This window comes from Stenotrophomonas maltophilia, from assembly GCF_001676385.1.
In the GTDB taxonomy this organism is placed as follows: domain Bacteria; phylum Pseudomonadota; class Gammaproteobacteria; order Xanthomonadales; family Xanthomonadaceae; genus Stenotrophomonas; species Stenotrophomonas maltophilia_J.
The window spans coordinates 217566-231729 of record NZ_LYVJ01000005.1 but is presented as its reverse complement, the minus strand read 5'-3'; the positions used below and the strand labels follow the sequence as shown (position 1 = coordinate 231729).

Genomic DNA, 14164 nt, shown 5'->3' with positions numbered 1-14164 from the left:
TCTCCCGTTGCGAAGGCGCCGCTGCTTCAAGCGACGGTGCCCAATGCTTGGTGACGACGCGCTAAGCCGGGGTCGCCATCCCCGCAGTGCTCTTCACCTGGCGTTCGCGTGCCTCCTGCAGTCGCTGCGCGAATGGCCGCTGCTCAAGGGCCTGCAAGGCCGCGCGAAGCACCTGTTCCAGCGGCTGGCCGAGGTCGGCCTCGAGGCTGTGCGCGGCGCGTGCCGTGGCCTGCCACTGCGCCTGCAGTGCCGGCATTGCCTGCAGCGCCTGCGGGCTCAGCTGCAGGATGCGTTCGCGGTTGTCCTCACCGATGGCGGTGAGCAGCCAGCCTGCGCGCACCATCGCCGAAACCGTCTGGCTGAGCGCGGAGTGGCTCAGCCCGCAGGCCTGCGCCAGGTCCTTGATCCGGCACGGTCCCTGCGCAACCAGCGTGCGCAGCACCGGCGTGTAGCGCGGCCGGTAGTCCAGCTGGAGATCGCGATAGGCCTGCTCGACCGCCGGGTCGAGCTGGTCGAGCAGGGCACGCAGCAGGGTACCCAGGGTGGCGTGCTGGAGATCCATGGCCGCAATGATATATAAGGGCTTATACATCGACAAGGCAGGGGAGTGCGGTCATGGCTGTTTCGTGGATGCTGGGTGCGCTGCTGGCCGCTTCCTGCCCGGCGCAGGAGGCGGTGCTGCAGGCGGCGGCCACAGCGGTACAGTCGCAGTACCTGGACGAGGCCGAAGGCACCCGCATCGCTGCGGCGCTGCGCGCCTGGGCCGAAGGGCAGCGTTACGCCGACGCCTGTGCAGACCCCGCTGCCTTCAGTGCGCGCCTGAACCAGGATCTGGACGTGTTCGATGGCCACTTCCACGTTGAACGGGTGGAGGCCGGTGCCGGTCAGGACGATTGGCTGATGGCGTGGCGCGCCGATGCGCACCGCAACGGTGCCGGCGTGCGCGAGGTCCGGGTACTGGAAGGCAACATCGGCTACCTGCGCCTGAGCACCTTCTATCCGCTCGACCTGGCGCGGCCCCGGCTGGCGGCCGCCTTCACTCTGCTGGCCGATACCGAGGGCCTGGTGCTCGACCTGCGCCAGAACGGGGGAGGCGATGACGGCAGCGCGGATCTGCTGGTGCGCACCCTGCTGGCCACCCATATCACCCAGGTGCAGGCCCTGGAGCGGCGTGGCCGGCGCACGCCGGTGCCGTTGCCACCCGCCAGCCTGCCGCTGTACCTGAAACCGCTGGTGGTGCTGATCGACCGCCGCACCGGTTCTGCGGCCGAGGCTGTCGCGTATTCGCTGCAATCTGTGGGACGCGCCCGCATCGTTGGCAGCCGCAGTGGCGGCGCGGCCCACATGTTCGATGATCCTGTACTGCTGCCGGATGGCTATCAGATCAGCATCCCGGACCGGCAGCCCATCAACCTGCGCACAGGCGGCAACTGGGAACGCGTTGGTGTCACGCCTGATGTCGCAGGCGGCGACGACCCATTGTTCATCGCACGGCAACTGCTGGCCACGCCGACGCGGGCAAGGTGAACCCACGATTGCAACCCGCTCCTATCGCAGGCGGCCTGCGCCGTGCCTAGAATCGACCCATCCCGGTAGTTCCCGGGCGCTTCGAGTGAATGGACTCAATGAGGATTCTGTTGACCGGCAGTTCCGGGCGGATCGGGCGCGCGATCTTCGGTGCGCTGGCCGCTGCGCATGAAGTAGTGGGGTTGGACCGCAGCCCGTTTGCAACGACGCGCATCATCGCCGACATCACCGATCACCAGGCCGTCACCCGTGCGATGCAGGGCGTCGATGCCGTGATCCATGCCGCTGCCCTGCATGCGCCACACGTCGGCCTGGTGCCGGATGCGGTGTTCCAGCAGATCAACGTGGATGCGACTGCCTCGCTGTTGCGGGCCGCCCGCGAGGCCGGTGCGCGCCGCTTCGTGCTGACCAGCACCACCGCGCTGTACGGGCATGCTGTGGTGGCGGGCGGCTGCCGCTGGATCGATGAAGAGACCGAACCGCTGCCACGCACGATCTATCACCGCAGCAAGCTCCAGGCCGAGGCCCTGGCCGAAGCCGCAGCGACGCCGGGCTTCTGCGTGCGCGTGCTGCGCATGGGACGTTGCTTCCCGGAGCCGCCCGAGCGCATGGCGATGTTCCGCCTGCATCGGGGCATCGATGCGCGTGACGTGGCCAGCGCGCACGCTGCGTTGCTGCAGGACGAGGGCGGGTCGTTCGCGCGCTACATCGCCTGTGCGCCGACCCCGTTCCAGCGCGAGGATTGCCTTGAGCTGGCCACGCGGCCACGCGAGGTCCTGGCCCGCCGGGCGCCGCGGCTGCTGGCCGAGTTCGAACGCCGCGGCTGGCCGTTGCCGCTGAGCATCGACCGTGTCTACGACAGCGCGCGCTTGCGCAGTGTACTGGGCTGGCAGCCACGCTTCGGCCCGGACGACGTGCTGCAGCAGTACGCGGCCGGCAGCATCGAGGTGTTGCCGCGGGCGCAGTGGATCGCCGATCGCGTCGCGGAATAGGTGGTGGACCAGGACGGCGGGGACCTGGAAACCGGGCCCTGGCTGAGTGGATTCAGGAACGTGCATGCAGGCCGCCTCAACCTCGCTGGCAGGCAGCCGTTAACCCGGTGAGCTTCCAGCGCTGGGCACGGCCCGGTGGCCGGCGGCCTGCGCGAAGGATCGCGCGCCAGCGCGGTGCCTTCGCGGCCCGGTCGTCCTGAACTGCCTTGCGGATCCCTCCATGCCTTCTTCCCGTTCTGCCGCTGCCCGCCGCCCGGGCAGCATCGCCCACAAGCTGATGCTGGGCACGGCCGCGATTGCGCTGCTGTGCTTTGGCCTGACCGCCTTCCTGATCTATCGCCAGGCCAGTGCGAGCCTGATCGCCGCGTCGCGCCAGACCATGAGCAGCGAGGCCAATGCCGAAGCGCGCCAGGTGGCGGCGGATCTGGGTACGGCCTTCGCCAGCAACGATGCAATGGTGGAAGCGGTGCTTGCGCAACGTGCACGCGGGGATGCACCGGACCGTGCCAGCCTGGCTGCCGTACTCGGCGAGCAGTTGCGTGCCCACCCGGAGTGGCTGGGCAAGAGCACCATGTGGGAGGCCGATGCTTTTGACGGCAGGGATGCCCAGTTCGTCAACGCCGAGGCCCATGACGCCACGGGGCGCTACATGAGCTACTGGGCCTGGCAGGACGGCAAGCCACAGCAGTCGCCGATGACGGACTATACCGAAGCCGCCGGCGGCTCGGCCGACTGGTACATGGCGCCCAGCCGCGACAAGCTGCCGAAGGTCAGCGAGCCCTATGCCTACGACATCGCCGGGCAGAAGGTGATGATGAGCACGTTGAGCTCGCCGATCATCGAGAATGGCAGGTTCCTGGGTGTGTTCACTGTCGACATTTCGCTGGCAGCGCTGCAGGAGCACCTGTCGACGCTGCGGCCGATGGGCGCGGGAAGGGTCGAGCTGCTGTCGCCGAAGGGCGTGGTGCTGGCGTCGGCCAACGCTGCAGAGATCGGCACGCCGCGCAGCGATGCGCTGACCCGCAGCATGCTGGCCGACATCGCCGCCGACCGTCGTTTTGAATCCTTCACGCCGGACGCGGCCGGGAACGTCCGCGTCTACGTACCGCTGCGCGTGGGCAATGCCCCGCAGCGCTTCGCGCTGGGCGTGGTAATGCCGCATGCGGTGATCGTGGCCGAGGCACGCCACCTGTTGTGGCTGACCCTGCTGGTGGGCGTGGTGGCGGCGTTGGCCCTCAGCGCCGGCGTCTACGTCGTACTGCGCCACCTGGCGATCCGGCCATTGGCCGAAGCCGTGCGCGTAGCCGGCGATGTTGCCGCGGGCAAGCTGGACAGCGCTCTGCCGGCCCGCAGCAATGACGAAGTCGGACGCCTGCTGGACGCGATGCAGGGCATGCGTGGCCAGCTGCAGGCGGTGATGGCTGCGCAGGCGGAGATGGCGCGCCGCCACGACGCCGGCGAACTCAGCTATCGCATGGACGCTGCGGCGTTCCCGGGCGAGTACGGCCGCATGGTGGCCGACAGCAACCAGCTGGTGGCTTCCAGCAATGCGGTCACCCAGCGCCTGGTCGACGTAATGCAGCGCTACGCGGTGGGTGACCTCAGCGTGGACATGGAAGCGCTGCCGGGCGAGAAGGCGGTGTTCACCGCGGCGATGGCCACCACCAAGCGCAATCTGGCGGCGATCAACGATCAGATCCAGCAGCTGGCCGCCGCCGCAGCGGCCGGTGACTTCGCGGTGCGCGGTGACGTCCTGCGCTTCGATCATGATTTCCGCCGCATGGTGGAAACCCTCAACACCATGATGCAGGTCAGCGACCACAACCTCGCGGCGCTGTCGACGCTGCTGCGCGCGATCGCCGCCGGCGATCTCACTGCCCGCATGCACGGCGATTTCCATGGCGTGTTCGCGGTGATGCGCGACGATGCCAACAGCACCGTGCAGCAGTTGACCGGGATTGTCGGCCAGATCCAGCAGTCGGCCGCCAGCATCCGCCTGGCTGCTGGCGAGATTGCCGCCGGCAACAGCGACCTGTCGCGCCGTACCGAGCAGCAGGCCGCCAACCTGGAAGAAACGGCTGCCTCGATGGAAGAGCTGACCTCGACCGTGCGCCAGAACGCCGACCACGCACTGCAGGCCAATGCCCTGGCCGGTTCTGCGGCGGGCGTGGCCAGCGAAGGTGGCCAGGTGGTCAGCCAGGTGGTGCAGACCATGGAGCAGATCGAGGCCTCTTCGCAGCGCATCGCCGAGATCATCTCGGTGATCGATGGCATCGCCTTCCAGACCAATATCCTGGCGCTCAACGCTGCCGTGGAGGCTGCCCGCGCCGGCGAGCAGGGCCGCGGCTTTGCGGTGGTCGCCAGCGAAGTGCGTGCACTGGCCCAGCGCTCGGCGGGAGCGGCCAGGGAGATCAAGGCGCTGATCGATGCATCGGTGGCGCAGGTCGGCGCCGGCGCGCAGCTGGTGCACGGCGCGGGCCGGACCATGCAGGAGATCGTCGGCCAGGTCGGCCGGGTCAACGAGATCATGGCCGAGATCTCGGCGGCGTCGCGCGAACAGTCGGCCGGCATCGAGCAGGTCAACCAGACCGTGGTGCAGATGGATGAAACCACCCAGCAGAACGCCGCGCTGGTGGAGGAAGCCAGTGCGGCAGCGCGCGCGCTGGAAGAGCAGGCCGAACACCTGGCCATTGCCGTATCGCGCTTCCGCCTGCAGGCTGAAGCGGAGGCCGCGCCGCGCCGTGCGGCCTGAGTTCCGGACTGCGGATACGATGACGCCCGGCCTGGGCCGGGCGTCATCGTGTGGCATGCCTGCCGGTCCGCTGGGGGCGGATCCGGCGGCCAACCGTTCAGAACATGCCATCGAACGGATTCCAGCTGACCTTGCCTTTCACCTGTTCCAGGTAATAGCTGTAGTTGGTGGCAGAGGCAACCAGGAAGCTGAGGGCGATGAACACCGGGCGCGCAACGACATCCGGCAGGAACGCAGTGACCACGCCCAGCGCGATGCTGATGCCCAGCACCGACAGTGCCTTGCGCCACATGCCCAGGATGAGCAGGTAGATCGGGCCGAAGAAGAACGCGAAGAAGTTCATGTTGATCTTCAGGCGGTCGCCGAAGGAGAGGGCTTTCCAGGCCTGCTTGAACCCCGGCTCCTTGGGGGCGCCGTGTTGCTGGAAGAAATTGAAGCGGAACTGCCACTTCGGGCTGAAGCGGGAAAGATCAATGGCATTCATGGAGAGGGGTGGACTATCAGAAAACGTTTTCATGATAAGGGGGCAGGGTCTGCCATGCCAGCCTGCCGGGCCGGCAACGCGGCCGGTGTCCTGTCCTGCCGTGCGTCCAGGGGCCGCACCGTCACCCATCCGGCGCATTTTTAGGATAGGGTGCGCAGTCCCGTTGCCGCCCCAGCTGGATCGTGCGGTTGCGGGATGTCCACGGAGGTTGCATGACCACACCCGCTACACCGCAAAACGCACCGGGACCGGTGCTTCTGCCAACACCCGAAGTGGTGCAGGCGCAACAACTGCTCGCACGCCAACAGCTGGCCGTCGCCATGGACCAGGCTCGCGAGGCGGCTGTCCGCAAGGCAGCACCGGCTGTGCTGGAAAGCGAGTGAACCGCAGTGGCGGCGACTGCGTTGGCCCATCGCCCGCGCGCCGCTCTGCCGCCCCGGATCCTTGGGGCCTGCCCGGATCGGGAGACGTGGGTCGGGATCTGTCGAGCGGCTGATTGATAAGCATTTGCGTTTGTTACGATCCAGGTTCCGAGGCGATCGCGAGCCGCCCGCCGCGCCCCCGACGGATCGCCTGCTGTTTGCTGAATGGGGATAAATCCCGGCGCCCGCCTTCGCACCCGGCTTACATCCGGAGCCCTAGACTGAGCCGCATTTTTCGATTCCGCCTGTTGGAGATCGTGTGGGTTCCGGTAGTGACAGACATCGGCTGTGCGGCCCGAGGCCGGCGCAGCCAGGACAAGTGCGGGCGTCGGGAAGGCGCGCCTGGAACCTTCATGCATGCAGCCCGGCCGGAGCGGCCGGCCGTGCCGGCTGCGCGGAGTAGGTGGTGATGGAGGTGCAAACCAGCCGCGTGGACGCGGATACGCCCCGGCTGGACGCCGGCTGGGCGTTGCTTCCGGCCGAATCGCCGCTGCAGATGCCCGAACAGACCCTGCGGCAAGGCAAGCTGAAGGTCCGCCGGCATCGTACGTCGCCACGCATGATCGGCCTGCGCCGCCTCTACATTCTCGGCGGCACGGCAGCCATGACGGCCGTGGCGACGCGGATGATGTGGCGGGTATTGTCGGCCAGCGGCATCAGCGTGCTCGAGGCCTGCCTGCTGGTGCTGTTCGTGGGCCTGTTCGCCTGGATCGCACTGTCCTTCGCCAGCGCCGTGGCCGGCTTCCTCACTGCGGTGTTCGATCGCGGCTATCGCCTCGGCATCGATCCGGACACGCCGCTGCCAACCGTGCACAGCCGCACCGCGCTGCTGATGCCGACCTACAACGAGGATCCACGCCGGCTGCTGGCTGGCCTGCAGGCCATCTATGAATCGGTGGCCGCCACCGGCCAGCTGGAACGTTTCGACTTCTTCGTGCTCAGCGACACCCGGCGCGAGGACATCGCGCGGGCCGAAGAGCAGGTGTTCGCCGAACTGCGCGAGCGCGTGCCCGAGGGCCACGCACGGCTGTTCTACCGCCGCCGTGGCGACAACAGCGGGCGCAAGGCCGGCAACATCGCCGACTGGGTGCGCCGGTTCGGCGGTGCCTATCCGCAGATGCTGATCCTCGATGCCGACAGCCTGATGACCGGTGACAGCATCGTGCGGCTGGTGGCCGGCATGGAACACAACGCCGATGTCGGCCTGATCCAGACCCTGCCGTCGGTGATCGGTGGCCGTACCCTGTTCGCCCGCATGCAGCAGTTCGGTGGCCGCGTATACGGGCCGGTGATCGCCCGCGGCGTGGCCTGGTGGCATGGCGCCGAGAGCAACTACTGGGGCCACAACGCCATCATCCGCACCCGCGCCTTCGCCGATCACGCGGGCCTGCCGGCGCTGCCTGGACGCAAGCCGTTCGGCGGCCACGTGCTCAGCCACGATTTCGTCGAGGCGGCGCTGATGCGGCGTGGCGGCTGGGCCGCGCACATGGTGCCGTACCTGGGAGGCAGCTACGAGGAAGGCCCGCCGACCCTGACCGACCTGCTGGTGCGCGACCGCCGCTGGTGCCAGGGCAACCTGCAGCACGGCAAGATCGTCGGCAGCCGTGGCCTGCACTGGATCAGCCGCATGCACATGCTGATCGGCATCGGCCATTACTTCACCGCGCCGATGTGGGGAATGCTGATGCTGATCGGCATCGCCATCCCGGTGTTCCAGGAGGGGATCGACTTCAACGCGCTGCTGCACCTGTCACCCAGCGTCTACTGGCGTGCCCAGGACGAAGTGCAGGTAGTGCGCCTGTTCGGGGCCACCATGGCGGTGCTGCTGCTGCCCAAGGTGCTGGGTTACCTTGCAATGCTGCTGGACCCGGTCGATCGCCGCGGCTGCGGCGGCGCGGTCCGCGCGTTCGTGTCGATGCTGGTGGAAACCGTGCTGGCTGCCCTGATGGCACCGGTGGTGATGTACGTGCAGTCGCGGGGCGTGGCCGAAGTGCTGTCCGGCCGCGATTCGGGCTGGGACGCTCAGCAGCGGGACGACGGTGGCATCTCGTGGATCGCACTGATCCGGGGGTACGGCGGCCTGGGCGTGTTCGGTGCCTTCATGGGCGTACTGGCGTGGGCGGTGTCGCCGTCGCTGGCCGCCTGGATGGCGCCGGTGGTGATCGGCATGGTCCTGGCCATTCCGGTGGTGGCGCTGACCTCGTCGCGCGGTCCGGGTGCCTTCCTGCACCGCCTCGGCCTGCTCGACATTCCCGAAGAGAACATCCCGCCGCCGGTGCTGGTGCGCGCCGCGCAGTTGCGCCGGGAAGCCGCCGCGCAGCCCCCCCTGTACTGATCGCGGCGCGTCGGCGGCATGGGCATAATGCGGCTCGAATCTGAAGGAGCCGCATCATGCTGCAAACGGTTGAACAGGAAACCGGCGCCTCGCCACAGTGGTCGGTGATCTGGCTGCACGGCCTTGGTGCCGATGGCCACGACTTCGCGCCGATCGTGCCGGAACTGGTGCGACCGCACTGGCCGGCGCTGCGCTTCGTGTTCCCGCACGCACCGGTGCGGCCGATCACGATCAACAACGGCGTGCCGATGCGTGGCTGGTACGACATTGTCGGCATGGACTTCCGATCGCGCGCCGACAAGGCGGGCATACAGGAATCGGTCGCACAGCTGGACGCGCTGATCACACGCGAGACCGAACGCGGCATCGCCCCGGAGAAGATCTTCCTGGCCGGTTTCTCGCAGGGCGGAGCCATCATCCTGACCGCCGCGCTGTCACGTACTGCGCCGCTGGCCGGCCTGATTGCATTGTCCACCTACCTGCCCGAAGCCGACAGCGCCCACCGCGTCGAAGGCGCGGTGCAGGCACCGGTGTTCATGGCCCATGGCAATGGCGACCCGGTGATCCCGCAGGCGCTCGCCGCGCACAGCGCGCAGGCTTTGCGCGCGCTCGGCCTGGATGTGCAATGGCACAGCTATCCGATGGCGCACCAGGTCTGCGCCGAAGAAATCCAGGCATTGGGTGACTGGCTGCAGCAGCGCCTGGGCGCGGCCTGAGCCATGCCTGCGTCCAGCCCGCCGCCGTGGATGCCGGAACTGTGCCGCCTGCCGCGGCTGGCGGCGATGCTCGGCCTGGCCGAACTGGTGGTGCTGGTGCTGGCCCTGGCACCCGATGGCAGCCGCCACTGGACCCTGGGCGAGCTGCTGTCGGCCAGCGGATTCGCGCTGTGGCTGGCGCTGGCGGTCACCGCCAGCCTGTGCCTGCTGCGGCAGGCACTGTCGAGGCTGCCGCAGGCGCTGGGCGCGGTCGCGGCAATCACTCTGGCGGCCCTGATCGCCGTGGTCTGCGCCGGCATCGTGCACGCCCTGTACGCCGTGCTGGGGGACAACTTCACCCGTGGCATCAGCTTCTGGCGCTTCACGCTTGGCAGCGCCGCCACGACCGCACTGATCACCGCACTGGCCCTGCGCTATTTCTACGTGAGTGATCGCTGGGCCGCGCAGATGCAGGCCAATGCGCGTGCACAGGCCGACGCGCTGCAGGCGAGGATCCGCCCGCATTTCCTGTTCAACAGCATGAACCTGATCGCCAGCCTGCTGCATCGCGACCCAGCGGTGGCCGAGCGTGCGGTACTGGACCTGTCCGACCTGTTCCGGGCCGCACTGGGCGCCGGCGAGGGCGACTCGACACTGCGCGACGAATGCGAGCTGGCCGAGCGCTACCTGTCGATTGAATCGTTGCGCCTTGGCGAGCGCCTGCAGGTGCGCTGGCAGCGTGACGAGCCGCTGCCCTGGAACCTGCCGTTGCCGAGGCTGGTATTGCAGCCGCTGGTGGAGAACGCCGTACTGCATGGCATCTCGCGCCTGCCCGAAGGTGGCATCATCGAACTGCAGCTGGTACGCCAGGGCAATGAACTGCAGATCTGCGTGCGCAATCCGGCGCCCGACCCGCGCGCACCGGGCCCGGCGCTGGCACGGGGAGCCGGCCATGCGCAGCACAGCATCGGTCATCGCCTGTCCTGGCGCTTCGGCAGCGCCGCGCGGATGACGGCCGGCTGGAGCGAGGGCTACTATGCCTGCCAGGTGACAGTGCCGATCCAGTGAGGGGATGATCGTGAGGGTAGTCATCGCAGATGACGAACCGCTGGCGCGCGAGCGCCTGCGCAGCCTGCTGGCGGCGCAGGAGGGGGTGGACGTCGTGGCCGAGGCTGGCAACGGTGAACAGGCCCTGCATGCGTGCGCGGCGCTGCAGCCGGACCTGGTCCTGCTGGACATCGCGATGCCAGGGCTGGATGGCCTGGAAGCAGCCCGCCACCTGGCCAGCTTCGAGCCAAGGCCCGCAGTGGTGTTCTGTACCGCCTATGATGCGCATGCGCTGTCGGCCTTCGAGGCAGCGGCGATCGATTACCTGATGAAGCCGGTCCGTGCCGAGCGGCTGGCGGCGGCCATCGCGCGTGCACGCACCTTCCTGGCTGGTCGTGACGGCCATCCCCGCGCGGGGGGCGGGCAGCAGGCGCGCAGCATGCTGTGCGCGCGCCTGCGCGGCAGCCTGCGGCTGATTCCGCTGGACGACATCCATTACCTGCAGGCCGAAGAAAAGTACGTGGTGGTGCATCACGCGCGCGGCGAGGACCTGATCGAGGAGTCGCTGAAGTCGCTGGAGGAAGAGTTCGCCAGCCGCTTCATCCGTATCCATCGCAACTGCCTGGTCGCGCGCCACGAACTGGTGGAGCTGCGCCGGGGGGGCAATGGGCAGGTGCAGGCGGTGCTGCGACACGGCAAGCAACCGCTGGAGGTCAGCCGCCGTTGCGTGGCGACGCTGAAGCAGGAACTGCGGCATCTGTGAGGTGTCCGCGCGGCCTGCGGCCGCGACTGCTATGAAATCAACAGCAACAGCAACAGCGGGTCATGGCTCGTTGTTTCTACGTGCTGGGTTGGGCCGGGGTGGGGCGGCGGGACACGCTGCAAGTACATCCATGTAAGCTCGATGGCGCCATCCATGGCGCCATCGGTCCCGCCGCCCCACCCCGGCCCAACCCTCTCGTTCTTCAACGCATCGGACAGCAAGAGCATTGTTGTTATCGGCTTGGAAAGAGGGGTCAGATCCCTTTTCCTGCGGAAAAGGGATCTGACCCCGGAAGCCGTCGGCTGTTGCTTTTGCTTCTGCTTTTTTCTTTTGATCTTCCGTGGCTGACGCGCACTGAAGCTGTCAGAGGCCGGGCGGGGTGGGGTCGCGGGGGTGTCCGCGGCATGGATGCCGCGGCCAAGCCTCCACGGACGGATTCACGGCGTCCCCCGTGACCCCACCCCGTCCGGCCAAGCGCGGCTGTTGCTTTCACGACCCCTCCGCCAGCCACGAGGGGCTCCGCCGTTGGCCGCATCCGCGCCGAAGGCGCGATAATGACCGCATGGAAACCGTCCGCATCGCTACCCGCAAGAGCCCGCTCGCCCTCTGGCAGAGCGAACACGTCGCCGAGCGCCTGCGCCAGGCCCATCCTGGCCTGCATGTGGAACTGGTGCCGATGAGCACCCGCGGCGACGAAGTGCTCGACCGCTCGCTGGCCGCCATCGGCGGCAAGGGCCTGTTCCTGAAGGAACTGGAGCTGGCCATGCTGCGGGGGGAGGCCGACTGCGCCGTGCATTCGCTGAAGGACGTGCCGATGGAACTGGACGCGCCCTTCGCGCTGCCGGCAATGCTGGTCCGCCACGATCCGGCCGATGGCTTCGTCTCCAACCTGTACGCGTCGCTGGATGCACTGCCGATCGGCGCGCGGGTCGGTACGTCGTCGCTGCGCCGCCAGGCCCAGCTGCGCGCGCTGCGCCCGGACCTGGAACTGCTGGATCTGCGCGGCAACGTCAACACCCGCCTGGCCAAGCTCGACAACGGCGGCTACGACGCCATCGTGCTGGCCGTAGCCGGGCTGGAGCGGTTGGGCCTGGGCGAGCGCATCGTCGCGCGCCTGGAGCCCCCGCAGTGGCTGCCGGCGCCGGCACAGGGTGCCGTGGCGGTGGAGTGTGATGGCGGCAATGCGCGGCTGATGACGCTGTTCGCCAGCCTTGATGACACCGCCACCCGTGCCTGCGTGGAGGCCGAGCGGGCGATGAACCGTGCGCTGCATGGCAGTTGCCACGTGCCGGTGGCGGCGATCGCGCAGTGGCAGGGTAGCGACCTGCACCTGCAGGGGCTGGTCGGCAGTGCCAGCGATGGCCGGGCGGTGCGTGCCGAAGCAGTGGGCCCGGCAAGTGATCCGGAAGCGCTGGGCCGGCAGGTGGCCAGGCAGCTACTGGATGCTGGCGCCGGCGAACTGCTGAACGTCTGAACGATGCATTTGTAGAGTCGAGCCATGCTCGACTGCTCTTTTCGCAGAGGCTGGCCTGCTCGACGGGGCTGGCCAACAGCAGTCGAGCATGGCTCGACTCTACAAAAGGAAGAACGGGCGCCTTGGCGCCCGTCTGCTTATTTGAACTTGTAGACCACGTTCATCGTGGTCAGCGTATCGGTCTTGCGCTTGTCCTCGGCGACGTCGCTGTTGTAACGCGCCTGCCAGCCGGCCTTCAGCGCCAGGTGCTCGTTCATGCTCACCGAGACGCCAAAATCGTTCTGGCCGAAGGTGTTGTACGAACCGGATTCGACCAGCAGCGTGTTGACCAGGTCGGTGTTGCCGGTCAGCGCGTACTTCATGTCGAACAGCCCGCGGCCGATCAGCCCCGTGCGGGTGCGGTCATCTTCGGTGCTGTGGGTGCGGCGCACACCGGGACCGACCTGGGCGTCGAAGTAGAAGCGGTCGGTGTTCCACAGGCGGGTGCCGTAACCCAGGCCGAACGAGCTCTGGCGGTCGTAGGTGGCGAAGTCGTCACGCTCGGTACGCAGCGTGGCGGTCAGCTGGCGGTGCTCGCCCAGCTGCAGCGCACTGCCGGCGCTGCCGGTATAGCGGTTGGCGGTGGTGTTGTTGCGACGGGTGGTGGTGCCGTCGTCGTTGGTTTCGGTCACCTTGGAGCTGGAGCGCAGGCCGAACAGGTCCATGCTGTGCACCCAGTCGCCATCGGTGTATCGCAGGCGCAGGCGGCCGTTGAAGCTCTCGGTGCTGCTGTTGCCGCGTGCCGAGGCGAAGCCGAGCTCGCCGCCGCTGCCGCTCCACGGCGAGGACATCGCCGCCAGTTCGGAGGCATCCTGCGCGTACGCAAGCGGTGCGCACAGCAGCAGGGGGACCAGCAGGGACACGCGTGGGGACATCGAGGCTTCTCCGAAGCGGTTGACAGCCGATGATGATACTGGAAGCGTGATGGCCGTCCGAATCGATCCAATGCGCGCTTCAGCGAACGTTGCCGCGAACGCCCGTTCAGGGCAGATCGACGCGCAATGCCGGATCGTTGAAGCGCGAATAGCGCAGGCGAAGCTGGAAACTGCGGCCATTGCTGCTGCCGCTGCGCACGATCTGCCGCGGCAGGCCCTGGGCGTCCACCCAGTACTCCAGGCGTTCGCCGGGCCGGGCACCGCGCAGCCGGTAGTGGCGGGTCTCGGCCCCATCCAGCGTCTGGCTGCCCAGGTCCTCGGCCTGCAGGCCGGCGGGCAGAGCATCGGCCGGCAATGGGTTGCGCCACTGCTCGAGCAGGCCGGGCGGGGCCGGTACCTGGCGGATCGAGCCCTCCGCCTGCAGGAACATCGTGTCGCCGATGATGGTCTGCGGCCCGGCGGGGGTCTGCACCCGGAACCGGTCAGGGGCGACGAAGTCCATGGCACTGCGCACCGGCTGTGGCGCGCCCAGCACCTCCAGTTCAGCATGGAAGCTGCGCAGGGCGGCGAAGCGCTGGCTGGCGTCCAGCACCGCCTGCGCCGGATCGGCAGCCGGTACGGGGCCCGGAGTGCCGGCTGGCCCGGCCGTGTGATCGCAGGCGGCCAGCAACAGGCAGGCCAGCAGGGACAGGGCAGGCAACCGGCGCATCGGGCGTTCCATGGGGGCGGGGGGCCCACGATAGCCGAAACGTCCCACAC

13 protein-coding genes are annotated in these 14164 nt (G+C 68.2%); 9 read left to right on the top strand and 4 right to left on the bottom strand.

The features are described from left to right. Positions 1-61: 61 nt before the first annotated feature. The gene (locus A9K58_RS08375) at positions 62-562 is read right to left on the bottom strand and encodes a MarR family winged helix-turn-helix transcriptional regulator (RefSeq protein ID WP_065198933.1); all 501 of its coding nucleotides are present in this window, start codon (positions 560-562) and stop codon (positions 62-64) included. 53 nt (positions 563-615) lie between these two features. Here A9K58_RS08375 and A9K58_RS08370 point away from each other — a divergent pair, with 53 nt between their 5' ends. The 3 genes from A9K58_RS08370 (at position 616) to A9K58_RS20050 (ending at position 5271) form a co-directional block, all read left to right on the top strand. Beyond that, entirely contained in the window at positions 616-1527 is a 912-nt protein-coding gene (locus A9K58_RS08370; RefSeq protein WP_065198932.1) for a S41 family peptidase, read from the top strand. A gap of 98 nt (positions 1528-1625) precedes the next feature. Next, on the top strand, positions 1626-2519 hold the full coding sequence (locus tag A9K58_RS08365) for an NAD-dependent epimerase/dehydratase family protein (protein WP_065198931.1): 894 nt from the start codon (positions 1626-1628) through the stop codon (positions 2517-2519). Positions 2520-2739: 220 nt separating this feature from the next. After that, complete coding sequence (locus A9K58_RS20050; protein ID WP_065198930.1) at positions 2740-5271, top strand: methyl-accepting chemotaxis protein; 2532 nt, start codon at positions 2740-2742, stop codon at positions 5269-5271. Between the two features lie 97 nt (positions 5272-5368). Here A9K58_RS20050 and A9K58_RS08355 read toward each other — a convergent pair whose 3' ends face one another. Next, a complete protein-coding gene (locus A9K58_RS08355; RefSeq protein WP_065198929.1) occupies positions 5369-5755 on the bottom strand; it encodes a DUF2628 domain-containing protein in 387 nt (128 codons plus the stop codon). A gap of 212 nt (positions 5756-5967) precedes the next feature. Between A9K58_RS08355 and A9K58_RS19700 the strand changes: the two genes are divergently transcribed. The 6 genes from A9K58_RS19700 (at position 5968) to hemC (ending at position 12491) form a co-directional block, all read left to right on the top strand. Next, entirely contained in the window at positions 5968-6138 is a 171-nt protein-coding gene (locus A9K58_RS19700; RefSeq protein ID WP_196769174.1) for a hypothetical protein, read from the top strand. A 448-nt stretch (positions 6139-6586) separates the two neighbouring features. Beyond that, entirely contained in the window at positions 6587-8512 is a 1926-nt protein-coding gene (gene mdoH / locus A9K58_RS08350) for a glucans biosynthesis glucosyltransferase MdoH (protein ID WP_065198928.1), read from the top strand. A gap of 56 nt (positions 8513-8568) precedes the next feature. After that, positions 8569-9228: an alpha/beta hydrolase gene (locus tag A9K58_RS08345; RefSeq protein WP_081284005.1), complete on the top strand. Its 660-nt coding sequence runs from the start codon at positions 8569-8571 to the stop codon at positions 9226-9228. Positions 9229-9231: 3 nt separating this feature from the next. Further along, the gene (locus A9K58_RS08340) at positions 9232-10275 is read left to right on the top strand and encodes a sensor histidine kinase (protein ID WP_065198926.1); all 1044 of its coding nucleotides are present in this window, start codon (positions 9232-9234) and stop codon (positions 10273-10275) included. A 10-nt stretch (positions 10276-10285) separates the two neighbouring features. After that, the gene (locus A9K58_RS08335) at positions 10286-11017 is read left to right on the top strand and encodes a LytR/AlgR family response regulator transcription factor (RefSeq protein WP_065199024.1); all 732 of its coding nucleotides are present in this window, start codon (positions 10286-10288) and stop codon (positions 11015-11017) included. Positions 11018-11579: 562 nt separating this feature from the next. Continuing rightward, positions 11580-12491 (top strand): hydroxymethylbilane synthase, encoded by a 912-nt coding sequence (gene hemC / locus A9K58_RS08325; RefSeq protein ID WP_065198924.1) that lies wholly within the window; start codon positions 11580-11582, stop codon positions 12489-12491. A 137-nt stretch (positions 12492-12628) separates the two neighbouring features. Here the strand turns inward: hemC and A9K58_RS08320 are convergent, their stop codons facing one another. Beyond that, entirely contained in the window at positions 12629-13405 is a 777-nt protein-coding gene (locus A9K58_RS08320; RefSeq protein WP_065198923.1) for a DUF481 domain-containing protein, read from the bottom strand. A 106-nt stretch (positions 13406-13511) separates the two neighbouring features. Continuing rightward, positions 13512-14114: a LolA-like protein gene (locus A9K58_RS08315; protein ID WP_065198922.1), complete on the bottom strand. Its 603-nt coding sequence runs from the start codon at positions 14112-14114 to the stop codon at positions 13512-13514. Positions 14115-14164: the final 50 nt, after the last annotated feature.

Excerpts from the sequence above, each read along its gene's own strand:
- A9K58_RS08375 (WP_065198933.1), bottom strand. The coding sequence starts at position 562 with ATGGATCTCCAGCACGCCACCCTGGGTACCCTGCTGCGTGCCCTGCTC.
- A9K58_RS08370 (WP_065198932.1), top strand. The coding sequence starts at position 616 with ATGGCTGTTTCGTGGATGCTGGGTGCGCTGCTGGCCGCTTCCTGCCCG.
- A9K58_RS08365 (WP_065198931.1), top strand. The coding sequence starts at position 1,626 with ATGAGGATTCTGTTGACCGGCAGTTCCGGGCGGATCGGGCGCGCGATC.
- A9K58_RS20050 (WP_065198930.1), top strand. The coding sequence starts at position 2,740 with ATGCCTTCTTCCCGTTCTGCCGCTGCCCGCCGCCCGGGCAGCATCGCC.
- A9K58_RS08355 (WP_065198929.1), bottom strand. The coding sequence starts at position 5,755 with ATGAATGCCATTGATCTTTCCCGCTTCAGCCCGAAGTGGCAGTTCCGC.
- A9K58_RS19700 (WP_196769174.1), top strand. The coding sequence starts at position 5,968 with ATGACCACACCCGCTACACCGCAAAACGCACCGGGACCGGTGCTTCTG.
- mdoH (WP_065198928.1), top strand. The coding sequence starts at position 6,587 with ATGGAGGTGCAAACCAGCCGCGTGGACGCGGATACGCCCCGGCTGGAC.
- A9K58_RS08345 (WP_081284005.1), top strand. The coding sequence starts at position 8,569 with ATGCTGCAAACGGTTGAACAGGAAACCGGCGCCTCGCCACAGTGGTCG.
- A9K58_RS08340 (WP_065198926.1), top strand. The coding sequence starts at position 9,232 with ATGCCTGCGTCCAGCCCGCCGCCGTGGATGCCGGAACTGTGCCGCCTG.
- hemC (WP_065198924.1), top strand. The coding sequence starts at position 11,580 with ATGGAAACCGTCCGCATCGCTACCCGCAAGAGCCCGCTCGCCCTCTGG.
- A9K58_RS08320 (WP_065198923.1), bottom strand. The coding sequence starts at position 13,405 with ATGTCCCCACGCGTGTCCCTGCTGGTCCCCCTGCTGCTGTGCGCACCG.
- A9K58_RS08315 (WP_065198922.1), bottom strand. The coding sequence starts at position 14,114 with ATGCGCCGGTTGCCTGCCCTGTCCCTGCTGGCCTGCCTGTTGCTGGCC.